This is a genomic window from Pseudoalteromonas sp. MMG007, assembly GCF_018100985.1.
Taxonomy (GTDB): Bacteria; Pseudomonadota; Gammaproteobacteria; order Enterobacterales; family Alteromonadaceae; genus Pseudoalteromonas.
Window position 1 is genome coordinate 82,505 of record NZ_JAGJEI010000016.1, and the last position, 24,376, is coordinate 106,880.

A 24,376-nucleotide genomic window follows, 5' to 3' on the forward strand; every position below is an offset into this window, starting at 1 on the left:
TAGACTTGGGTAGTTAAAACAATAATATAGGTATTTCAATGGAAAAAGTATCAAGTTTAAATTGCGCACACAACACAGGCTGGTTTACTAACTTTTATAAGAGGCTAGTTACAGGCGCTTTTTCTTCTATAGAAACTGGCCAAATAATACTAGTTGATGGTAATTCGCGCTCTGTTTTCGGTGATACTTCATCAAATTTAAAAGTTACAGTTAGCGTTAACGATAAAGCCATGTACAAAGCATTTGCGTTATCGGGTAGCGTAGGTGCTGGAGAGTCCTATATTTTAGGTCACTGGTCTTGCGATAATCTAACTCGCCTCATCGAAATATTTGCAATTAACCAAGATCAATTAGATAACTTTGAAAAGAAGTTCTCCTTTTTTAGCAACATAGCACACAGAATTAATCACCTTAAAAATAAAAATTCAGAGTCTGGTTCTAAAAAGAATATTGTTGCTCACTACGATTTAGGCAACGACTTGTACGAATCTTTTTTATCGGATGAAATGTTGTATTCAAGCGCTGTATATCCAAGTAAAGATGCAACGCTTGAACAAGCGCAGCAATACAAACTTAAACGTATTTGCGAGCAGGTAGAACTCCAACAAGGCGATTCGGTGATAGAAATAGGTACTGGTTGGGGAGCGTTCGCTATTTACGCAGCAACGCATTATGACTGCCACGTAACAACCACAACTATATCTGATGAGCAATACGACTACGTTGCTAAAAAGGTACGAAGCCTGGGGCTTGAAAGAAAAATAACGTTATTAAAGCTTGATTATCGATTATTAGAAGGGCAGTACGATAAGCTCGTTTCGATTGAAATGATAGAAGCTGTCGGTCACGAGTATTTACCAAGCTTTTTTACTAAGTGCGGTGACCTACTCAAAGAAAATGGCGCTATGCTTATTCAGGCAATAACAATAAGCGATCAGCGTTATAAACATTATTTAAAAAATTCTGATTTTATTCAGCAATATATATTTCCTGGTGGGTGTTTGCCATCGCTCAACGAAATGAGCGAACAAATTAAAAATAACACTAACATGGTTATTCATACGGTTAATGATATTGGCGCTCACTATGCACGAACATTAGCTGATTGGCGTGAGCGCTTTATTAAGAGTTGGCCAGAGTTAGATAGAACCAAATTTGACGAACGCTTTTACAGGCTCTGGTTGTTTTACCTTGCATATTGTGAAGGGGCATTTAGAACTCGTGCCACGAGTACGGTACATTTAATGGCTCGTAAACCGCGCTTTACTAGCGATAATGATGAAATTGCACTCGGTTATTAATTTTGTCTTGTTTCAAGCAGTATGGTTTTTGTCATTACTGCTTGAAGGGCAATCTGTTTACGTAACGCCTTTAGTCATTGCTCTGATGTTTTATTTATCAAAGCAAAAAAAGCACGATGCTATTTTAATGTTAAAGGCGCTACCATTAGGCCTATTCGGCGAGTTTATTGCCATAAATCTAGGCTTGCTTGATTTTCATTCTTACCCATTTCCTCTTTGGCTTGTATTTTTATGGGCCTCTTTAGTGCTGTGTATTAACAGCTCTATGTCTTTTTTGACTTCACTTAAGTTTTGGCAAGCATTTTTAGTATGTTTAGCATTTGCACCCGCAAGTTACTGGGCAGGCGCTCGCTTTGGTGTCCTAAACTTACCATTGCCCCTGATACAATTTTGGCTGATATACGGCTTAATATGGGCAAGTATGTTTACTCTAATATTGCTTATAAACTCAAAAATTAAAGCGGTGCTGAATACAAAACCTCTTTAGCTTTCCTTAGTCTGCTTGTGATTTGATCAAACTCGTTCTGTAGCGCGTATATTTAGTACTTTATAAAGTTAAGGAACGATTTTGAAAATAAATTTATTAATTAGTTTTTGCTTTTTACTCACCTCATATAACGCCTATGCAAATGATGACTTTACAAAAGTAGGCGAAGCCAGAATGGAGTATTTATTTTGGGACGTTTACGATGCCATATTGTTTACACCTTCTGGTAAATATAAAAGCGGTGAAAATCCGATAAAGTTCAAGCTTAAATACTTGCGTGACTTTGAGGCAAAAGACATTGTTAAAGCAACTAAAGAGCAGTGGGAGCATTTAAACAAGCCTGATTTATCACAAAAGTATGCAGATAAATTACTTAATATTTGGCCAAATATAAATAAAGGCGACTCCTTAATGTTAGAAACAGACGTTAATGGTAAAAGTACATTTTATTATAACGACGAAGAAGTTGGCCACATAGATGATGCTCAATTTGCTAAAGACTTTTTGGCAATTTGGCTTGATAAAAACACGTCAGAGCCTGCGATTCGACAACAATTACTAGGAAACTAATTTATGAGTTTATTAAAGATAAAGCCATTCATAGTGTGTATTTTTGCCATGTTTTTAATTAGCTGTTCAGCGCCAAATGTCGAGCACTATAAAAACAGTTCGCCAGTGTTTAACTTTAAAGAGTTTTTTAGTGGTAATTTGAAAGCCTACGGCGTTGTACAAGACTATAAAGGCGAGTTAACCCGTAAACTAGTTGTAGACATGCATGCAACCTGGAATGGCTCTCAAGGCGTTATTGAAGAAGATTTTGTATATGATGATGGTGAAACCCAAAAGCGTATATGGAAAGTGACACTTAACGACGATAATACATTAACAGGAACAGCCGCTGATGTAACAGGTGTAGCTAAAGGTAAAAGTAACGGCAGTGTTTTTCATTGGAATTATGATGTTGAGCTACCATACGATGGCTCTACGCTTAACGTAAACTTTGATGACTGGATGTACTTGGTAACACAATCACGCTTGATAAACCGCACATCTATTGTTAAGTTTGGTGTCGAGGTCGGGGAAGTGACCTTAGTTATCGAGAAGATATAGTTGGTTTACGGCGTTGTTCTACTTGTACCAAAATTGAACTCAAATTAAGTCTTTGTTAACCCAACACACTGTATTTTACCGAGAATTATTAAAATTTTATTTATTTTCTAAGAATTTAGGCAAAATATGCAATTTGCTGTTGCTAACTCTTTAAAAATACATAAAGATAGGTTTTGCGAAGGCAAAATAATAACGAATAGGAATCTAATAATGAATAAAGCTCAATTAGTTGAAAAAATCGCTACTGATGCAGAAATTTCTAAAGCTGCAGCTACACGTGCACTTGACGCGTTTACTGGCGCTGTAACTTCTTCTTTAAAAGAAGGTAATTCAGTTGCATTAGTTGGTTTTGGTACTTTCTCAGTTAAAGAACGTGCAGCACGCACTGGCCGTAACCCACAAACGGGTGCTGAGATTCAAATCGCAGCGGCAACTATCCCAAGCTTTAAAGCAGGTAAAGGTCTTAAAGATCAAGTAAACCCTTAATTGGCGATTTACAGAATTTTTAAAAAAGAGCTTTAAGCTCTTTTTTTTTACCTGTAAAAAAGTTACGAAGCAGCGCTTGTAAACTACGAATCCACAATAGTACTTGATTTATTCGAGGTATTTTATTGATGCTAATGCATCAAAAACTTCTCATATACGACTGCATTAGTACAGGATCAATTAGCGTTAACAATTATCTCTAAGTCGATTACTTTATTAAGCAAATTGGTACAAATTTCTTTTTGAATAATATAAAAACCCCTGCTAATTGCTTAGCAGGGGTTTTGCTTAATACTCACTAAAAATGCACTGTAACTTATTTAAAGTTACGCTTTTAAAGCTTTGTCGCCTCGTCCAATACCAACGGCACCTGAGCGGACAACTTCGATAATGTCTGTTTCGTGGCGAAGAGTGTCTAAAAACGATTCTATTTTGTCTGTACTACTTACAAGCTGTAGGCTGTAACTTTGTCGGCCCATATCTAAAATAGCCCCTTGGAACACATCAACCACACGTGTTACAGCCGCTCGTGTGGTTTCGTCTTGGGCAAATACTTTAACAAGTAGTAATTCACGCTCTATATGGCTCATTTCTGTTAAGTCGATGATCTTAAGTACATCAACAAGCTTATTTACTTGTTTCGTAATTTGCTCAACAATTCTGTCATCGCCCATCGTTGTTATGGTAATACGTGATAAAGATTGATCATCGGTTGTGCCTACAGTTAAGCTATCTATGTTGTACGCGCGTTGTGAAAAAAGCCCTACAATGCGCGACAGAGCACCAGGTTCGTTTTCTAATAATATAGATAAAATACGACGCATTATGCTTTTACTCCTTTACGTAACCACATCTCATCAATGCCACCTAGTTTAATTTGCATTGGGTATACATGTTCTTTCTCATCAACGTTAATATCTAAAAATACTAAACGGTCGTTAATACTCATTGCTTTATCAATGGCAGGTTGTAGCTCATCGAGCGTGTCGACTTTAATACCAACATGGCCGTAACTTTCAACAAGCTTTACAAAATCAGGTAATGAGTCCATGTAAGACGATGAGTGGCGACCGCCATAAATCATGTCTTGCCATTGGCGTACCATACCTAAAGAGCGATTATTTAATGATACAACTTTAACAGCTAAGTTATATTGCAAACACGTTGATAGCTCTTGAATGTTCATTTGTATAGAGCCGTCGCCTGTTACACATACCGATTCTTTATCTGGGAACGCTAATTTAACCCCCATTGCTGCTGGTAAACCAAAGCCCATAGTGCCTAGACCACCAGAGTTGATCCACTGGCGAGGGTTTTTAAATGGGTAGTATTGAGCGGCAAACATTTGATGCTGACCTACGTCTGAGCTTACATATGCATCGCCGTTTGTTGCTTTATATACTGCTTCGATAACAGTTTGGGGCTTAATTTTATCGCCATCGGTGTTGTAATTCAGACATTTTTGCTCACGCCAACTAATAATTTGTCGCCACCAATCTTCTTGAGCGCTTCTATCGATTTGTATTGGGCTTTTATCAATAGCAGTTTGTAGTTGTTCTATCACCGTTGCTAAACATCCTACAACCGGAATATGAGCTTTAATAGTTTTAGAAATTGAGGTTGGGTCTACATCAACATGCACGATGGTTGCGTTAGGGCAAAACTTGTTAACGTTATTTGTAACACGATCATCAAAACGTGCGCCTAAGGCTAAAATTACATCAGCGTTGGCCATTGCTTTATTTGCTTCAAGTGTACCGTGCATACCAAGCATACCCACAAAATTAGGGTGTACGCCGGAAATACCACCAAGGCCCATTAAGGTATTTGTGATGGGCGCATTTAACGATTCTACTAAGTGAGTTAATTGCTCCGATGTATTAGAAAGTACAATTCCGCCACCTGAATAAATGACTAGTTTCTTTGCTTCAAGAATAGCGGTTACTGCTTTGCGTATTTGTTTTGAGTGACCTTTTGTATTTGGGCTATAAGTCCTAAGCTCAGTAGTTTTAGGGAATTCGTACTCAAACTTAATTGCCGGGTTAAGCATATCTTTTGGTAGTTCAACCACTACAGGGCCTGGGCGGCCTGTACTTGCAATATAAAACGCTTTTGCAAGTATGGCTGGGATCTCTTTAGCGCTTCGACAGTTAAAGCTGTGTTTAACTACGGGGCGCGAACACCCAACAATATCGGTTTCTTGAAATGCATCGTCGCCAATAAGGCTTGTTGGTACTTGCCCTGATAAAACGACCATAGGGATTGAATCCATATACGCTGTAGCAATACCTGTAATACAGTTTGTAGCGCCAGGGCCTGAGGTAGCAAGCACAACACCCACTTCACCAGTGGCACGGGCATAGCCATCAGCCATGTGCGTTGCTGCTTGTTCATGGCGCACTAAAATATGCTCAATATCATCTTGTTGAAAAAGTGCATCATATAAGTCTAAAACCGAACCACCAGGGTAGCCAAATATGTATTTAACCTTTAGCTCTTTTAAGGCCTGAACTACTAGTTCAGAGCCATTGTATTCTTGTTTGCTCATCCTCATTCCTCTGTGCGCTTTTTTGTGCATAAAAAAACCCCCGCGTAGTGCGAGGGTTTTTAAAAAGCAGTATCACTTCTTAATACATCCCCGCTGGGCTTATAACTAAGACCAGTACGAGTACGACTAAAAGATTAATATGTGTGTTCATAGTTTTTACTCTATTTAGCAAAACACTGCTTTTAAATTAAATATTCTCTATAGGTTTATTTTTAAGGGTTTTAAGGCTTTATGTCAACCTTGAAATGGCTTTTTTGCATTAAAGTTTCATTTCAAGTGTTTTTTCAGCTTTATCTTGCAAAAGGTGCCCGTTTACTCAGGATACCTAATAAATATTATGCATTTTTGACAGTTGTAAAGGCGATCCTAAAAATTAATTTTAGCTAAGATCAATTGTGTTAATTATATGTTTTAGAAACTGCCTTAATAGTAAATTTTAGGTATGATGAATCTATAAAAATGATTGAGGAATATACAGTGAAAAAAGTGGCTATGATTTCGCTTTTATCTACATTAATAAGCCCTTTAGTAATTGCTGATACTGCCTCTTCGCATGATGTGGGTATTACTAACAAGGCACGCATTTTATATTGGCTCAATAAAAGAGATAACATTGCGCAGAGTGATCTTGAGTCCTCATATATGCAATACATGGATATGAGTACTAATAACTCACGTTTAATTAAAAATGGTTTTAGACAGTTTAATTCTAAAATTGATAATTCACTGGTTTCAGTAAAATCTCAAGCTGCTTTTTCTTCTTCTTTAATCCCCGATCAAACTGTAAATCAAGTAAAAATACTGACTATATTGATAGACTTTCCCGACTTAAAACATGACGATAATAAGTTAACAGCCCCAGATACAGATATGTTTTACGCTGATTATTCTAAAGAACATTATCAACAGATGTTATTCAATAGCGAAAGCTATTTAGGTCCAGATGGTCAAAACTTATTAACGGCAAAAAGCTATTATTCAGCCGCATCGGGTGGTAGCTTAAATTTTAGCGGTGATGTTTATGGTTGGGTAACCGCTGATAATAACGCCAAAGTATATGGAGAGCGACAAGGTAATACCCGAGATATTAATGCGCCATCTTTAGTTAAAGAAGCTGTAGAAAAAGCAGTAGCGCAATTTAATATTAATTTAAGTGATTATGACCTTACTGATTTAGATGATATAGACGGTGACGGTAATATGAACGAACCTAATGGAATAATAGACCATGTAATGGTTTTTCATTCAAGTATTGGAGAAGAAGCCGGAGGAGGTTACCTAGCTACTGATGCAATTTGGTCTCATCGTTACTATGTATTTGATGAAAATAGCCAACCTAGTGAAGTAACGGGAAGTTCTGTTAAGCTTTTTGGCTACACAATCAACCCAATTGATGCTGGAATTGGTGTGGTTGTGCATGAGTTTGGCCACGATTTAGGATTGCTTGATGAATACGACTTGCAATCTAATACTGTAGGTGAGCCGGTTGCATCTTGGTCTGTTATGTCTACAGGTAGTTGGGCGGGGGCGCTAAGAGGTTCGGAGCCTGTGATGTTTAGCCCTTATGCACTTGAATACTTGCAAACGCGCTATCAAGGTAATTGGGTTAATCAGCTAGAGCTTGAAATGACACAAGTCAATGAAAATTCTGAGCAAATACTTGTTGATACATCAAGTACTACGCAATCAAAAAGCCAGTTAAAAGTAGTTTTACCTAAACGCCTAGAAAAGTTTAAAACACCGGTTGAAGGGGAGTTTCAATATTATTCAAATACTGGCGACAATCTGCGAAATAGTTTTATAAATACGATAGAACTGCCAGCAACCAATGACGCACTAACGCTAAGTTTTATTGCCTATTACAGTATTGAGCGTGATTACGATTTAGTGCAAATAAAAGTAAACGGCACACCAATGAGTGGTAATTACACTCAAGGCATTAACCCATATTATGGCGATATTGGGCCTTACATTACCGGTGATTCTTTTTTAAATAGTGATGCTAAACAACCTAACGGCTATTTAACGCACGAGTTTGATTTAACACCTTATGCAGGGCAAACAGTAGAGCTTAGTATTGAATACATAACTGATGCAAATACTCATTATTATGGCTTTGTTGTTGATGATATGCAGGTTAGGCAAAACGAAACGTTAATTTGGCAAAATAATGCAGAGGCACAAACGTCTGCTCAACTAACAAACTTTGAAAGAATAGGCAGTTACATATATGCCTCACCTTCGCATTATTATTTACAATTACGATCTTATCTAGGTATAGATAGCGGGTTGCAAAGTGAGCAATATTTGCCAGGAGTACTTTTGTGGTATGCCGATGAATCTCAATCAGATAATAATATCACCGAGCACCCTGGAACTGGCTTTGCGTTAGTCGTTGACGCGGATCAGCGAGCAATTAATAAAGGTACTACGCAAATACCTGCCGATACAGCAATACAAATGCGCGATGCTGCATTTAGTGTATACGATCAGCGTGCGGGTTTAGGCGATGATAACTTATCAGCCATTAGTGAATTTAGTGATAAAACTGATTATAGTTTTTCGCTACAAAATGAATCTGGGGTTGAATTACCACAATTAGGTTTTGGGTTTACTATATTAAATCAGTCAACTAATAATGACAGCGTGAATGTTGATTTAAGTTATAGCTCTGCAAATGGGATCAAATTTAGTATTACTGATCTTAATGTACAATTTGATATTGAAGGATTAACCTTAACTCCACTTGATACGTTTGTGTGGCATTTTGATGATGGCTCAACAAGTACTGAACTTGCACCTTTACATGAGTATGCTGATTTTGGCACTTATAATGTTGAGTTTATCGTGAGTAACAAGAACGCTGAGCAAGTATTTACCACTGAAGTAAATATTAATGAGCCTTTAGCTATTAACGACGTTGATTATGATGTTAATCAAGGGGTATTAACAGCCCAAGCAAATATTACGGGTGGCGTTTCACCTTTTACTTATCAGTGGAGCCTAGGTGATAACATCAGCTTGGAGACGCAAAGTATTACACATAGTTATTTATATTCAGGTAATTACCAAGTTGAGCTAATAGTAACAGACAGCCAAGACAATCAAACTGAAAAAACGCTAGATATTTCTGCGACAGTGCCAATGAACATTGAAAGTGGATTTACTGCTGATAACTTAACAGTTCAGTTTAATAGTGATATTAGCGGTGGTTTTGGTAACTATACATACAACTGGGATTTTGGTGATGGCAGTGTTTCTAGTATACAAAACCCAAGTTACGTTTATGAAAACGAAGGAAGTTATACCGTAATACTTACAGCAACTGATGCTCAGACGGGTGAAGTGATTACTGAAAGCTTTATTGTAAGTGTAAAGGTAGAGCAAAGTAGCTCCGGCTCTAGTGGTGGAACAATGGCTGGTTTACTAATTTTACTAGCCTTTAGTACCCTGAGAGTAATACCAATGCGCAATAATACTTAATCATTTTGCAGGGCATAACGTGTTGCAACCGGTATTAAAAATTCTCATTTATGACTGCATGGTTGCAGAAGGTAGCGCAATGCATGAGCAATTGACGAGAACAACTAAATAGCGAATTTTTAGCCTAGCTATCAACATGTTTTTCCAGCTTCAAAATAGCTTAATTAAGCGAATTGGTATAAAACTATTTCTTCGCGCTTAAAACAAAAAAGCCAGCATAGCTGGCTTTTTAACTTTAAAATAGGTGCTCCTTTTGAGAGGCTACTTTTTAAAGACGATCAATCACTGATTGAGTAAAGTCTGTAGTACCGTGGCTGCCGCCTAAATCACGTGTTGTGCGGTCACCTGATTTAATTACATCAGCTACAGCGCTACGAATACGCTCTGCAGTGTCGCCCATATCTAAATGCTCAAGCATTTGAATAGACGCTAAAATTACTGATGTAGGGTTAGCTAGGTTTTTACCAGCGATATCTGGCGCACTACCGTGTACAGCTTCAAAGATAGCAGCATCTTCACCAATGTTAGCGCCTGGTGCCATACCTAAACCACCTACTAAGCCAGCACATAAGTCTGATAAAATATCACCAAATAAGTTAGTCGTTACAACAACGTCAAACTCTTCCGGTGTCATTACAAGTTTCATACATGTTGCATCAACAATCATTTCTGTTGACTCAATTTGTGGGTAACGCTCAGCTACTTCACGAGCTACTTTTAAAAATAAGCCTGATGTTGATTTTAAGATATTTGCTTTATGTACCGCTGTTACTTTTTTACGGCCTTCACGTATTGCAAGCTCATAAGCAAACGTTACAATTTTTTCTGCGCCTTCACGGGTGATAATTGATTTTGCTTCAGCTTCGTTTCCATCTTCGCTAACCACTTGCCCTGCACCTGAGTACATACCTTGCGTGTTTTCACGAATAGTGATGATATCAATATCGTCGTAACGTGCTTTAGTACCAACAAACGATTTTACAGGGCGAACATTTGCGTATAAACCAAATTGCTTACGAAGTGTAACGTTAATAGACGTAAAACCTTCACCTACAGGCGTAGTTAATGGGCCTTTTAAAGTGATTTTATTTTTAGCTATTGTATCAATTGTTTCTTGTGGAAGTAGCTCACCTGTTTTTTCAAGTGCTGCAAGGCCTGCATCAACAAATTCATAATCAAAGTCGCAACCTGCGGCCTTTAATATTTCAAGTGCTGAGTCGATAATGCTCGGACCGATGCCGTCGCCTTTGATCACTGTGATGGTTTGTTTGGCCATTGACTTTTCCTTTAAAGAGTTTGATTTGCACATAAATTATTACTCTGAGAGAGTAACTGCTTGTTAGGTCATTTATGTGAATGTGCTTGAAAATTTAAGGGCGCATTTATACCAATTTATCACCCATTTTGCTAGTTTATACAGTAAATACTGGGTATAAATACCATTTATAGTGGGTATAGAAATATTAAATAACCATTACTCAACGTAAATTAAATTTATTATTCGCAATTTAGGTTAAATACTATTGAATATACCCAAAGCAGCTAAATGTAGATTGAAATCTGTTTCGTCATGCCACTTTTGTATTTTTAGTTGCTCGTTTAATGTTTGCTTTTGCCAAGCACTTATTTCAAGGTCTGGTTTAAAAACGATTTGTGCAATTATTTTAAGTGACACCCATAGCTTATGAGAATTAGTTAAATGTTTTTTAGGTGTTTGCTCTGCTTCTAATAATGACATAGTCCATGGGTTATCACTTAATAGATGAGTTAATTGCTGAGTTAGTGCATCAGAATTAACTTCTTTAACGCCAAAAAATGAGCATATGGGTGCACTCAATATTTTATTAGGGGTACCATCTATTAATGTTTTACGAGAGAGTGATGTACTGCACTGTGTTAGTAAAAAATGTGTGTATGCGTATAAGGGCAATGTTATATGCTCAAACTGATCGTGTTTATTTTTACTTACCAGCAAAGCCATTATTTTTACCAGTGCATTTAATCTATTAACAATATAGGCATGTAAAGGGTGGGGGGTAACATTAACAAGCTGTTCAAATACAACACGTTGTATTATAGCTGGCGCGTTATAATAGCCGACCATTGACAGACTGTGCTTTAAATCTTTAGCAGCTTGATACTCTTTGTTGTAGGGCTTTACTGCTTCACATAAATTTGCAACCACCAGTGGGTGGGCTGCCATTAGTTGGCTTAACCTTTTAAAGCTATATTCATGCTGTAATTTAATATGGCTTACTAAATTAAGTAGCACTTGTGCTTTATCTTCATGCGTGGAACTGTTTGTTTTTACATGCTCGCTGTTAAATGCGGTAAAGCTGATGTTTTTACTTACGCACTTCCATTGTTTTGCGTTGTCGCTAAAGGATGCTTTAACTTTGTACCATGTAAGTTTTTTAGGATTTTCAGTACTTATTAATACATGCTTCCCTTGGGGGTCTGTCGCTAAATAAATCATTGATTGGGCAGCATGGTTTACTCGGCTACCTGGTAATAACGGACCTAAATGAGCAACTAGTGATTTAATGAGTTCTAGGGCAAACAAGTTTGGAGTACGAATATATAAATCACTCAATGCTTTATATGTGCTCATGTGCTTTTTTTGCGAATTGTTACTAATGTTCATTGCAATGATATTTGCGATGGCAAGTAATGTAATACCGCCATCATAAAGCATAATTTTTGGGGTACTCACCAATGCGTGCTTGTATTTGTTTAGCTTAGCGAGCAATTGCGCAACGTGCTGGGCTGGCTCTCCTGCCGTCAGCATAATCTTTGCGGCTAGTTTATGACGCATCTTCCAAATATGTTTATCTGTATCGGTAAACTCATCTTGATTACCTAACTTGTTTAACTGAGGACTAACACATAAATGCTCAATAAGCGCGGCGCTAATATAAAGCTCGCTTAGCTTTGAGTCGTAGCTTTGAGATTTACACAAAGCTGCAGTGACAACACACTGTACAATAACGAGGTTTATAGCGTATGAATAACTTGGATTGTAAAGCGTAAGCCGTGCTTGAAGCGCATGGGGGTGTTCATCATAGAGTGTTCTATATTGCACGGCGAGCTTATTTGCCATAGGGTAGATGGCTGCCCACTTTTGCTTATTATTATAACTACTTAAAAATAACTGCGTATTATTAAGTAGTTGCTCTAAAGTGGTAGATACGGCTTCTAGCATTAAACCTGCACCTAATTTTGTTCTTGGTATTTGTTATAAGCACTCGGGCCCCATAGAAATAGCTGACCATTTTTAAAAAGTAGTCCAGTACATTCATCCATTGTTGTAATACCGTCAGATGTTTTATGTTGTGTACGATAAAAAACAATTTGAAAAACCTGCTCTCCATCGCGTTTAGCATACGTTAAATCGGGGCTGCCTAAGTAATCAAGCACACTATTTAAAGTAGTCGGTTCCTCAAGAGATAGTTTTTCTATAAAACGTTTATTAAATGCTTCACGGTCTTGCCAGATCATAGCTTGCGGATCGTCTTTATAAAACATGATCACAGATGCTGCTATGAGCGCGTATAGCCCTAAACCTAAAATTAAATACCTAATAAACTTTTTAAACATGCTTAACTCTGGCTGCTGTAACTAATAGTAGTATACGTATTGATGGTAACGCAGGCTATAAGCTTGCGACTAACTTAGTCTTAACTGCTTTAAACTAAAGCCTAAATTTATATCGGTACGTAAACTAACCAAGTGTTTTGAAATAACGTACATATCCATATTAACGGCAAGCTTATTTTTAATACTCGGGGCTAAAGAGTCATCCTCTAGCGCTTGCTCTACAGAGCTATAGTTATTTACTAACTGCTGCGCAGACTTTGTGCCAATACCTTTAACGCCGGGTATATCATTGGTTTTATCTCCTGCTAAAGCCCAAAAATCAACCAGCTTATGTTTCTCTACTCCAAAACGCTCTTTTATACTTGCTTCATCAAGGTATAACTTTTTAAAGTAATCATAAACGCTAATATAAGGGCCAATGTGCGGCAAAAACCCTTTATCTGTTGATACAACAATATTACTTATTTGATTACTGGCGGCTTTGTAAGCAAGCGTTGCTATTATATCGTCCGCTTCATCGTTAATAGGTTCAAACACAACAATGCCTGTTTGCTCTATTGCTGCTTTAAAATCTTTCAACGCGTCTTTTAGCATTTGTGGCATTGGTGCGCGTGAATGTTTGTAATCTTTATAAAAATGGTAGCGCCAGCTTCTATCTCCATCAAAGACCGCAATAGCATGTGTTGCATTACTGCTTTTAAGTAGTTTTTTACATGCGTGGGCAACGCGTGAGCAGCAAGATTCAATCATTTGTGCGTCACTGTGGTGTTTTTGATTAGCATCAACAGCGTAAATGCGCCTAATTAAATTAAGCGCATCGATAAGAAGTAATTGGGGTTTCAAACTATAAAACTCATGCTTTTATTTTGTAACACGGAACGTACTTGCTGCCAGGGAGTTTCATACGGCCTTGATCAACAAATGCTTGTAATAAGGTATCCATATTTTCCATAAGGGCTGGTTCGCCACTTAAAACATATGGACCATTTTGCTTAATGGCTTTAACACCTTCGTCTTTTACATTTCCAGCAACAATACCAGAAAACGCACGACGCAAATTAGCCGCTAACTGTTGTTTTGGTTGTTCAAGATGCAAATCAAGGTTTGCCATATTTTCGTGGGTAGGGGCAAACGGTTGCTGAAAATTGTTATCAATTTTAAGTGTCCAATTAAAGTAATAAGCATCACCTTCACTTTTACGATAATTACGTACGCTTGCCATGGCCGATTTTAGCTTTTGGCCTACAAGTTCAGGGTTATCTATAATAACTTCAAATTTATCGAGTGCCTCACTACCTAAAGTCATTTTAATAAACTCACAGAGCTCATTAAAGTAATCTTCACTTTCTTTTGGTCCTGTTAAAATGACAGGTAAACACTGTTTAGCGTTATCAGGGTGAAGTAAAATTCCTAAAAGGTAGAGTAATTCTTCTGCCGTTCCTGCACCACCTGGGAAAATAATAATTGCGTGAGCTGTTCTTATAAAGGCTTCTAAGCGTTTTTCAATGTCTGGCAAAATAACAAGTTCATTAACAATAGGATTTGGCGGCTCGGCAGCAATAATGCTTGGCTCTGTAAGGCCTAAATAACGGTTATCAATATTACGTTGTTTAGCATGGCCAATGGTTGCACCTTTCATTGGGCCTTTCATAGCACCTGGTCCGCATCCTGTGCAAATGTTTAATCCACGAAGACCAAGCTCATAGCCTACTTGCTTAGTGTATTTGTATTCAACTTCATTGATTGAGTGGCCGCCCCAGCAAACTATCATGTCTGGTTCGCTATTAACCCGCAAAGCCCCCGCATTTCTAAGCATATCGAAAACCATATGTGTGATAGTTTTTTGCTCTTTGAGGTCTTTTTCATATTTTTGGCAAATAAATAAAATGTCGCGAATAACCGAAAAAATATGTTCGTGGATACCAGTAATTATTTCGCCATCAACAAAGGCTGTATGAGGTGGGTTTTCTAGCTCAATTTTAATACCGCGTTCACGACTAATTAATCGAATGTCGAAGTCTTGGTATTTGTCATAAATTTCGTTACTTGCATCGGTATGACTACCTACGTTAAGTACTGCAAGCGCACAGTTTCTAAATAATTTATAACGCTCGCTAGCGGAAGATTGCTCTAATAAATCCACTTCTAATTGCGACAGTAAATCTAAAACCCCTGTAGGGTTTAACTGTATTAACATCGGCGTTCTCCTTGAGGCTAAAATAGTAAACTGCTTGGTAATAAATTAAATGTTCATAATTTATTACTTACTAGTGCAAAGGCGATCCCGACCAGAATTTTTTGCTTCATAAAGGGCGTCATCTGCTCTATCAAATGCTTTGAGCGGGGTATCGCCTTTTTTAAATTGAGTTGCACCAACAGATATGGTGATCTCAATTTGCTTTTCTCTAAATTTAAAAGGAATATTTTTAATAACTTTTCTTACCTTGTCTAAAGGTAAGGCGGCGTTTTCTAATGACACCCCCGGCATTAGTAACACAAATTCTTCACCACCATATCGGGCTATAAAATCAGATTTTCTTATCGATTTTTGTAGTGCTTTAGAAATAACCTGTAGTGTAATATCACCCGCAGTGTGACCAAATCGGTCATTAATTGATTTAAAATGGTCTACATCAATAACGGCAAGGGTAACATCTGACGGTTGTACATTAAACAAGTGCATTTCATGATTATAGCGCTCGTCAAATGCCGCACGATTAGGTAATTTAGTCAGCCCATCAAGTAGACTTTTAAAACGTTGTTCGTTCAAGCGTTTTTTATAAGTAGTTAACTTGCTCTCTAAATTACCAATTCTTGTATTTATTTCTTTAAAACTCGTACTGAGCATTTCTCTGTCTTGTCGCTCTAGTTTTTCTTTGGCAATAAAGTCTTCACTTAACGACTTTAACTCGTTATCAACCAGCTCTTTTAGTGAAGAGATAGACGTAGCTTTTTGAGTTTGCTCATTAAGGTTTTTAATTTTATTTTCAATACTTTTGTTTAAAACATTAAACTCAACACTCATTGATTCAGAATGCTTACTAGTAGATACGATGGAGTGATGAAGCTCTTCTAGTGTTTGATTAAGAGACGTTAAGAAGCTCTGTGCTGATTGGCGCTCTTTATTAATATTTTTGACTACAACGCTTATTATTTTAATGGCTGCATCAAGAAGGTGCTCGAGGCAGTCGTTATCAGTGATTGAATTTTTTATTGCTTTTATTTGACCAGTCGATTCATCTTCAAGAACTAACTCATCTGCAAGCTCTAACAACTGCTTTGCCAATGTTGAGGAGGCCGAGTTTTCTTCATTTTGGCTGGTGGTAAGCTTAGTATTAAGCGCCTGGTGATAAAAACGAATAAGCTGGTCTAATAATGGAATATAATCGTGTGTAGATTGAACGTTACTGATTTCATGATCTAACAAATGACGCAAAGTGCGACGAGTTTCATCAGGTAAGCCTTTTGTTTTTTGTAATTGCTTACCAGCATTCTGAACACTTAAAAATAAGTCTCTTTGCTGCGCTAATTGCACCGCTTCTTGGTTTTGTAATAAGCCAACTAACTCTTCAATTAATGGCAATAAATCTTCAAAGCTTACACCCTTGACTAATGCAGAGCGAAATTTAGCTAATCTATTGTCGAGTTCTGTATCTAAGCCTTTGCAACTTAAAGACAATTTTGCAGCTAAATTAGATAAAATATCAACTTGGTATTTTCGGGCTGTTTCAACTGCCATACGAGCATCAATAGCTTGTTTCAATTTTTTATCTGTAGCGTTAGATTTATCAGTCACCTAAGCATACCGCCATTGTGTTAGTTTCATTAAGTTCAGTTTACAACAAAATTTTATTAAGTGTAGTTATCTAGTTAAAATCTTAGAATTTTTTGTAAGTTACTACGTATAAACTCGTATACAGAGCAACTTATCGTATTTAATTCACTTTTAACAATGAGGTTGTTAACCTTACTTGTAATTAAGTTACCACTAAGAGTGTCCATGAAAAAGTTATTAGCCTTGTCAATTTTAGCTGCTTGTTCAGCGCCAGTATTTGCTGATGTAAATTATTCTTTAAACATTTCGCAGCCACAACATCATCTAGGTGATGTAAGTGTAGAGTTTCCAAAAACAGCGCAGTCTCACCTTGATATCAAGCTTCCAGCTTGGCGCACAGGCCGCTATGAAATTTTAAATTTAGCAAATGGTGTTCGTTACTTTGATGCAAAAGATAGTGAAGGCGACGCACTAAAATGGGAAAAAATAGATCACAGCACGTGGCGGGTACACCTAGATAAGCCAACGCAAGTGAATATTGATTATCAGGTATATGCAAATGAACTTGGTAAACGCGCTCGTCATATTGACGACAGCCATGCATTTGTCGATGCATCAGGGTTTTTCATGTTTAGTGAGTCATTTAGACAAGAGCCTGTCACTGTCAATCTAGAAGTACCTAAAAAATGGCGTTCTGTATCAGGCATGCAAAACAATACTAATGAGCATAGCTTTAAGGCTGCTGATTACGATGTACTAGTTGACTCGCCTATAGAAACCGGTATCAACAAGTTGCATAAATTTGAAGTCGACGGGCGAAAATACGAACTTGTCATTTGGGGAGAAGGTAATTACGACGAGCAATTAATGCTAACTGATTTAAAAAAGTTGGTTACTACTGGCAATGTTATATGGGATAGCTATCCGTATGAGCGATATGTATTTATGGTTCATGCAACTTCGGGAGCGGGTGGTGCAACTGAACATTTAAATTCAACCATTATACAGCGTCCTAGAAATCGTTATGCTAGTCGCGAAGATTACCTTGGGTTTATAAGCACAGCTGCCCATGAATTTGTGCATACATGGAATGTCAAAGCGTATCGCCCTCAAGGTCTAGTACCCTATGATTACACAAATTTAAACTACTCAAAATTGCTATGGATCGCAGAAGGTTCTACCAGCTATTTTGAAGATCATTTATTAGTTCGCTCTGGTATAGAAACCACAGACGAATTTTTTAAAGTGATGAGCAAAACAATTAACCGCCACCTACAAACACCGGGTCGAGAAGTACAAAGTGCAAGTGAAACAAGCTTTGATAAGTGGATAAACCAGGGTGGTGATCACGCGCGTAATTATAGTACAAATATATACTTGGAAGGTTCATTACTTTCACTTGCTTTGGATATTGATTTACTAGAAAAAAGTCGAGGTAAAATAAGCTACCGTGACGTACATAAAGCACTTTATAACAAACACAAAATGCCAGCTGGTTTTACTCAAAATGATGTACTGAATATATTAAAAGATTTGACTGGTCGCGATTATTCAATGTGGTGGAAAGAAAATGTAGACTCTCCTGCAACGATTGATTTTGATGAGCTACTTGCAAAAGTTGGTTTAAAGCTTGAGCGTCCTGAAAAAGCTAAAGTAGTTGCAAGCATTGATGCTAGTGCTAAAAGTACGGGTGAGCTGTTAACGCTTAACTATGTTAAACGCGGTGGCAGTGCATGGCAGGCTGGCTTAACAACTGACGACAAAATTGTTGCTATTAATAAAAAACATGTAGGTAAAGATCTTAAAAGTACCTTAGAAACGTTTAAAGCAGGCGATGAGGTGACTATTGATTATATTCGTCGAGATGCTCTTGAAAGCTTAACGTTAGTTTTATCAAAAGATTACGATAAACCTAAAAAAGTTGTCGCGAATAAAGATGCAACACCTGAGCAAAAAGCTTTATTTAAAGCATGGATTGGTGTGGATCATCCAATAAACAAATAATTACAATTTGTTTTAATATTTATTTAAAAGGAGCCTTGGCTCCTTTTTTATTTTAAATAAAGTTTATATTTTGTATGCATTCTCTAACTTTTAAATTAAAGTTAAGGCGAGTAAGCTAATACTTTGCTCTTACTATTAAACCTTTTCAAACATTGGATAGCCTGCTGACATGGAATCTGAACAAAATATAAATAAACTCATTCACCAGTATGTGATTAATGATCCTCTTCACCAACTATTTGATGCTATAGATGTTATTTCTGTACAAGGATATGACCAAAACAGGCGAGTAATATATTGGAATAAGGGAAGTGAGCAACTTTATGGCTTTACCGAAGAGGAAGCGAAAGGAAAGAGACTTGAAGATTTAATTATTCCAGCGCCAATGCGTGAAGTGGTTATTAACGCTCATTCTAATTGGGTTAATGATGGTATAGAGATCCCAGCGTCAGAAATAACATTACAATGTAAAAATGGAACAAGTGTATCTGTTTTTTCTAGCCACGTTATGTTTACAAATCAATATAATACAAAGCAAATGTACTGTATTGATATTGATTTATCTGATGTAAAAAAAGCACAAGCTGATGCATCATTTAATGAGCATATGCTAAAAACTATTTTTGGCGCAATTCCCGACTTATTTTTCTTAATGGAAAATGACGGCACTATTTTACAATATCACGCGAGTAATGAAACAGATTTATACACCGAACCAAAACAATTCATTGGCAAAAAAATGGGAGATGTACTACCCGCAGATGTAGCTAAAAAGTTTGAAACATACATCAGTCTTGTTTTAGAAAAAGAAGAGATGATGAACTTTAAATATGAATTATCGATGCCGCATGGCGACGTTTTTTTTGAAGCAAGAATAAACAAAATAGCTAAACACAATCAGCTAATAGTCATTATTAGAGATATTACTGAGCAACATAAATCAGATGAGTTAATTAGACACCAGGCTTATTACGATAGTTTGACGTTACTGCCTAACCGATTTTTATCACTAGATCGGTTGTCGCAACTACTTATAGAAGCACAAAGAAATAATGAAAAAGCTGCAGTACTGTTTTTGGATTTAGATGATTTTAAAAAAATTAATGATTCTTTAGGACACGAAACAGGCGATAAACTTTTAATTGATTCAGCACAAAGATTACAACACGAATTACGAAAAGAAGATACGGTAGGGCGTTTAGGTGGAGATGAGTTCATTATATTGCTTAGAGATATAAAGGATCATCACTCTGCACTTAGAATCACTGAAAAACTACTTAATAATTTTAGAACCCCTTTTAAAATAGAAAATCGAGAACTTGTACTTACTACCAGTATTGGCGTGGCAATATACCCAGAAAATGGTACTACGGTTTCTGATTTATTAAGAAATGCAGATACCGCAATGTACCAAGCTAAGTCTTATGGCCGTAATACTTATTCATTTTTCACAAAAAAAATGAATGCGATTATTCAACGTCGACTTTTAATAGAAGATCAAATGCGCAGTGCGCTTGAACGGCACGAGTTTGAACTGTATTACCAACCTCAATTTGATGTAAAAAGCGAAGCGATAGTTGGTGCAGAAGCATTATTGCGTTGGCATAACCCTATTTTAGGTAATGTAACACCTGATGAGTTTATACCTATTGCCGAAAATACAGGATTAATTGTGCCCATCGGTAAGTTTGTAATGAACCAAGCAGTACACTTTTTAAATACCTGGCAATGTAGCTCTAAATGCAAACACAAGTACACTATGGCTGTTAATTTATCTCCTCGTCAATTTAGAGATGTTGGGTTACTAAGCTTTATTCAAAATTTACTCAGCGAAACTAATATAGATCCTGAACGTTTAGAGCTTGAAATTACAGAGGGAGTATTGATGAGTTGCCACACAAATGTTGTGGATTTATTAACAGAAATAGCGGCTTTAGGTATTAACTTATCAATGGATGACTTTGGCACAGGCTATTCATCATTAAGTTATTTACGGGAATACCCTTTTAATGTGCTTAAAATAGATAGAAGCTTCATTGACGGTATCATTTTAAATAGTGAAGATAGTAACCTAGTAAGAGCAATTGTCGCTATGTCTCATAGTTTAGGGCTTAAAGTGGTGGCTGAAGGCGTAGAGACACAAGAACAGCACAACTTATTAAAAGAGCTAGACTGTGATTTTATGCAAGGCTTTTATTTTAGCAAACCAATACCAGCAGCGGAGCTACTTAAATACTCATCGGAGTATTTAAAGTAAGCTTAAATGCTATGTTGTAACAAATTATTGCACGGCTATTGACCTCATTAGCTACTGACGAGTAACCTGTTATAGAAACAAATAAAAAGGATTCTATAATGCGTTTAAAACCTCTTGTAGCTACATTAGCAGCCACACTTGCACTATCACTTTCAAATAGTGCCATAGCCGACGAAGGCATGTGGCAACCACATCAACTTCCAGAGTTAGAATCAATTTTAAAAGCCAAAGGGCTTGAAATTGATGTTGACTCTATATCTAAATTAACCGAGTTCCCAATGAATGCGGTAATTAGCTTAGGTGGTTGTACAGCATCATTTGTATCGCCAAAAGGCCTCGTAGTATCAAACCATCATTGTGTATATGGCTCTGTGCAATATAACTCAACGCCTGAGAACAATATTTTAGAAAATGGCTTTTTAGCTAAAAGTCCTGCTGAGGATTTACCTGCAACGCCGGGTTCACGCGTATACGTCACAGAAACGGTTACTAATGTGACTGACAAAGTTAGTAAAGGTATTGAAAAACTAAGCGCTAAAGCACGCTATGACGCAATAGTAAAAAACGAAAAAGCGCTAGTAGCCCAGTGTGAAGCCGATGAAAGTTATCGCTGTAACGTGTATTCGTTTCATGGTGGTTTAGAGTTTTACCTAATTAAGTCACTTGAAATAAAAGACGTACGTTTATCTTACGCACCAGCTATGGGTGTAGGTAACTACGGTGGCGATATAGATAACTGGATGTGGCCGCGCCACACCGGCGATTTTGGTTTTTACCGCGCTTATGTAGGCAAAGATGGAAAACCAGCAGAGTACAGCGAAGACAACGTACCTTACGTACCAGACTCTTACCTAAAAGTAAGTGCTAAAGGTGTACAAGAGGGCGACTTTGTAATGGTTACAGGTTACCCAGGTCGCACTAACCGCTACCGCATTTCAACAGAGGTAGATAACGTATTTAATGACAGCTACCCTAAAGCACGCGTTCATAACTCAAAATACGTGTCGCTTATTGAAGAAAACTCAGAAGACGGCAGTAAAGCGCGTATTGCTTACGAAAGTACCATTGCAGGTTATAACAACTATATTAAAAACTTTGGTTCGATGATCGAAAGCTTCAAAAAAGGCACTATGCTTGAGCGCAAAAAACAGTTTGAGCAAGAGTTAACACAATGGATCAATAGCGATGGTGAGCGTAAAGAGCAATACGGAAGCGTATTAGGTGAGCTATCTGATCTAATTGCGCAATCACAAGAGCACAGTGAGCGCGACCGTATGTTAGGTTATGTACACCGCTCACAAATGATCAGCACAGCACGACGTTTATACCGCCTAGCTTATGAAAAGCAAAAGCCAAATAGCGAACGTGAATCTGGTTATCAAGAACGTGACTTACCTCGCATTAAAGCAGGGCTTGAGCGCATGACGCGCCGCTATGATAGCAAAGTAGACAAAGCTATTTTACTGCACTTTTTAGAACTGTATGCAGCACTTCCAAAAGAAGAGCGTTTTAGCGACGTTGATAAAGTATTTAAAGTACAAAATGGGTTTGATAAAGCAACTCAAAGCGCGTTACTTGATAGCATGTATGAACAGTCAAGACTTGATAATGCCACTGTTCGCAATTCATTATTTGAGCAATCGTTTAGCCAGCTAAATCAAAGCCAAGACCCATTTGTGCAGTACGCTAAAGCAATCTTTAAAGTAATGAAAGCACAGGAAGATAAATCAAAAGCACTTGCAGGTAAATTACAAGCAGCTCGCCCTGAGCTAATGAGCGCAATCATTGCGTTTAACAAAGCTAAAAACAAACCTGTATACGCCGATGCCAACAGCACACTACGTGTAACCTATGGCACCGTAGGCGGCTATTCACCTCAAGATGGCTTGGTAGCAACACCTTTTACATCGCTTGAAGGGTTACTCGCTAAAAACACTGATGTTGACCCATTCAACGCACCTAAAAAGCTGCAAGAGCAAATTAAAGCCAAGCTTTACGGTGATTACACGGGCGGCATGAATACAGTACCCGTTAACTTTTTATCAAATGTAGACACTACCGGTGGTAACTCAGGTTCGCCAACACTTAACGGTAAAGCAGAGCTTGTAGGCTTACTGTTCGACGGTGTTTACGAAAGTATTATTGGTGACTGGGATTACAACCCTGAGCTTAATCGCTCAATACACGTTGATTCACGCTACATGTTGTGGGTAATGGATAAAGTAGATAATGCACAAAACTTGTTAGACGAAATGACAATCGTAAAATAAGTCATTAGTGAGATAACAGAAGGGCGCTTACCGTAAAGGAAGCGCCTTTTTTGTTAGTGTTTGGGTGGTTTATTTATGACTGGTAAGTGCCTGTGTAGGTCGGATAAGCAAAGCGCCATCCGACACAGTAAAATATCTTGCCAATTATTATTAATATTTTATGTTGTTGAATGGCTGGAGAGTGCCAATTGCGGACACTCATAACCTTAGTCACTTGTTAGGTGAATTACCGCGAAAGGTGATCCATTATAAACGTAACGACACTATGAGAGACATTTACAGCTAGTCGTGCTTCATACTCTGAAATTTGCGGCGGAGTAACGCCACGACCATGTGCAGATCCTATATGCGAACGAAATGCGCCAACACCATCAATTATGGATGTAATACCAGTAAGAATTTTCTTCTGATCATCGCTAAGCTGAGTATTGGCATTTAATGTCAAATCTTGTCGTACGGTTTGCCAAAGAGGTCCAATATTCATCTTAGTTGGCATAGTTAAAGAATGACGTTCAATATAGTGTTTCAATACTGCTTCGATTATTGAACTTGAAGCAGTAATTGAAGCATGAGGATCAGTATTAATATTTTGCAATGCTCGATCAAACTCAATTTCTATAGAGGCAAAGTCACCATTTTTCAGATAGTCCTCTAAGGTTTTACTTGCTACTGTAGAGCCTGACTTTATTACGTAACCATTTGGCTTATATGTAAGATTATTCCTTGCTAATGAAGAAATAATACTGTCTCGACCTTCTTGTAAAGTAGCTTCTACTTGAACATTAGCGAAAAGTGATGAAGGGGACTCTCTATCCATAAAATTTTGTATAACCAACCCTAATATTTGCATAGCATCTATATCAGGATCTTGATTACACCGCATAAACCAGTTGGTACTTTTTTTTTCACAATTACCTTCCGGCACATCACCAGGTGCACCTGACTCCATAAATAATGCATTAAGTTTACTGTGGCTGTAATAGTCAGCAGCAATAACACTTGAAACAGCACCAATGACTGAGTTTGGAATAATATCGCTCAATGTAATTCCTTTCACC

General features: G+C 37.5%; 18 protein-coding genes. 9 read left to right on the top strand and 9 right to left on the bottom strand.

Annotated elements, in window-relative coordinates; genetic code table 11:
• Nucleotides 1–38: 38 nt before the first annotated feature.
• The 5 genes from J8L71_RS16255 (at nt 39) to J8L71_RS16275 (ending at nt 3,384) form a co-directional block, all read left to right on the top strand.
• The gene (locus J8L71_RS16255; RefSeq protein WP_211001452.1) at nt 39–1,301 is read left to right on the top strand and encodes a cyclopropane-fatty-acyl-phospholipid synthase family protein; all 1,263 of its coding nucleotides are present in this window, start codon (nt 39–41) and stop codon (nt 1,299–1,301) included.
• Nucleotides 1,279–1,788 carry a DUF2878 domain-containing protein gene (locus J8L71_RS16260; protein ID WP_211001467.1) on the top strand — a complete coding sequence of 170 codons (510 nt, stop codon included), beginning with the start codon at nt 1,279–1,281 and terminating at the stop codon, nt 1,786–1,788. Before J8L71_RS16255 ends, J8L71_RS16260 begins: the two co-directional genes overlap by 23 nt.
• Before the next feature lie 174 nt (nt 1,789–1,962).
• A complete protein-coding gene (locus tag J8L71_RS16265; RefSeq protein WP_211001468.1) occupies nt 1,963–2,358 on the top strand; it encodes a chalcone isomerase family protein in 396 nt (131 codons plus the stop codon).
• A 3-nt stretch (nt 2,359–2,361) separates the two neighbouring features.
• Nucleotides 2,362–2,898 (top strand): DUF3833 domain-containing protein, encoded by a 537-nt coding sequence (locus J8L71_RS16270; protein ID WP_211001453.1) that lies wholly within the window; start codon nt 2,362–2,364, stop codon nt 2,896–2,898.
• A 210-nt stretch (nt 2,899–3,108) separates the two neighbouring features.
• Nucleotides 3,109–3,384, top strand: coding sequence for an HU family DNA-binding protein (locus J8L71_RS16275; RefSeq protein WP_004586404.1), 276 nt, complete (start codon nt 3,109–3,111; stop codon nt 3,382–3,384).
• A 326-nt stretch (nt 3,385–3,710) separates the two neighbouring features.
• On the opposite strand, the gene ilvN is transcribed toward J8L71_RS16275, so the two are convergent.
• Nucleotides 3,711–4,208: an acetolactate synthase small subunit gene (gene ilvN, locus J8L71_RS16280; protein WP_058550273.1), complete on the bottom strand. Its 498-nt coding sequence runs from the start codon at nt 4,206–4,208 to the stop codon at nt 3,711–3,713.
• The gene (locus J8L71_RS16285) at nt 4,208–5,932 is read right to left on the bottom strand and encodes an acetolactate synthase 3 large subunit (protein WP_211001454.1); all 1,725 of its coding nucleotides are present in this window, start codon (nt 5,930–5,932) and stop codon (nt 4,208–4,210) included. Before J8L71_RS16285 ends, ilvN begins: the two co-directional genes overlap by 1 nt.
• A gap of 477 nt (nt 5,933–6,409) precedes the next feature.
• Between J8L71_RS16285 and J8L71_RS16290 the strand changes: the two genes are divergently transcribed.
• The gene (locus tag J8L71_RS16290; protein WP_348771817.1) at nt 6,410–9,415 is read left to right on the top strand and encodes an immune inhibitor A domain-containing protein; all 3,006 of its coding nucleotides are present in this window, start codon (nt 6,410–6,412) and stop codon (nt 9,413–9,415) included.
• 268 nt (nt 9,416–9,683) lie between these two features.
• Here J8L71_RS16290 and J8L71_RS16295 read toward each other — a convergent pair whose 3' ends face one another.
• The 6 genes from J8L71_RS16295 to J8L71_RS16320 form a co-directional block, all read right to left on the bottom strand.
• Nucleotides 9,684–10,691 (bottom strand): isocitrate dehydrogenase, encoded by a 1,008-nt coding sequence (locus tag J8L71_RS16295; protein ID WP_211001455.1) that lies wholly within the window; start codon nt 10,689–10,691, stop codon nt 9,684–9,686.
• A gap of 237 nt (nt 10,692–10,928) precedes the next feature.
• On the bottom strand, nt 10,929–12,617 hold the full coding sequence (locus tag J8L71_RS16300) for a hypothetical protein (RefSeq protein WP_211001456.1): 1,689 nt from the start codon (nt 12,615–12,617) through the stop codon (nt 10,929–10,931).
• Nucleotides 12,618–12,628: 11 nt separating this feature from the next.
• Entirely contained in the window at nt 12,629–13,012 is a 384-nt protein-coding gene (locus tag J8L71_RS16305; protein WP_211001457.1) for a DUF3192 domain-containing protein, read from the bottom strand.
• A gap of 69 nt (nt 13,013–13,081) precedes the next feature.
• The gene (xni, locus tag J8L71_RS16310; RefSeq protein ID WP_211001458.1) at nt 13,082–13,855 is read right to left on the bottom strand and encodes a flap endonuclease Xni; all 774 of its coding nucleotides are present in this window, start codon (nt 13,853–13,855) and stop codon (nt 13,082–13,084) included.
• A 10-nt stretch (nt 13,856–13,865) separates the two neighbouring features.
• Nucleotides 13,866–15,209: a nucleotide 5'-monophosphate nucleosidase PpnN gene (gene ppnN / locus J8L71_RS16315; RefSeq protein ID WP_211001459.1), complete on the bottom strand. Its 1,344-nt coding sequence runs from the start codon at nt 15,207–15,209 to the stop codon at nt 13,866–13,868.
• A gap of 63 nt (nt 15,210–15,272) precedes the next feature.
• Nucleotides 15,273–16,808 (bottom strand): GGDEF domain-containing protein, encoded by a 1,536-nt coding sequence (locus tag J8L71_RS16320; protein WP_211001460.1) that lies wholly within the window; start codon nt 16,806–16,808, stop codon nt 15,273–15,275.
• Between the two features lie 204 nt (nt 16,809–17,012).
• Between J8L71_RS16320 and J8L71_RS16325 the strand changes: the two genes are divergently transcribed.
• The 3 genes from J8L71_RS16325 to J8L71_RS16335 all read left to right on the top strand — a co-directional run bounded on the left by J8L71_RS16325 (nt 17,013) and on the right by J8L71_RS16335 (nt 23,318).
• Nucleotides 17,013–18,791, top strand: coding sequence for a PDZ domain-containing protein (locus J8L71_RS16325; protein ID WP_211001461.1), 1,779 nt, complete (start codon nt 17,013–17,015; stop codon nt 18,789–18,791).
• A 169-nt stretch (nt 18,792–18,960) separates the two neighbouring features.
• Entirely contained in the window at nt 18,961–21,048 is a 2,088-nt protein-coding gene (locus tag J8L71_RS16330) for a bifunctional diguanylate cyclase/phosphodiesterase (RefSeq protein WP_211001462.1), read from the top strand.
• Nucleotides 21,049–21,146: 98 nt separating this feature from the next.
• Nucleotides 21,147–23,318 carry a S46 family peptidase gene (locus tag J8L71_RS16335; protein WP_211001463.1) on the top strand — a complete coding sequence of 724 codons (2,172 nt, stop codon included), beginning with the start codon at nt 21,147–21,149 and terminating at the stop codon, nt 23,316–23,318.
• 226 nt (nt 23,319–23,544) lie between these two features.
• On the opposite strand, the gene J8L71_RS16340 is transcribed toward J8L71_RS16335, so the two are convergent.
• On the bottom strand, nt 23,545–24,376 hold an 832-nt coding region (locus J8L71_RS16340; RefSeq protein WP_247655341.1), incomplete at its 5' end, for an abortive infection family protein.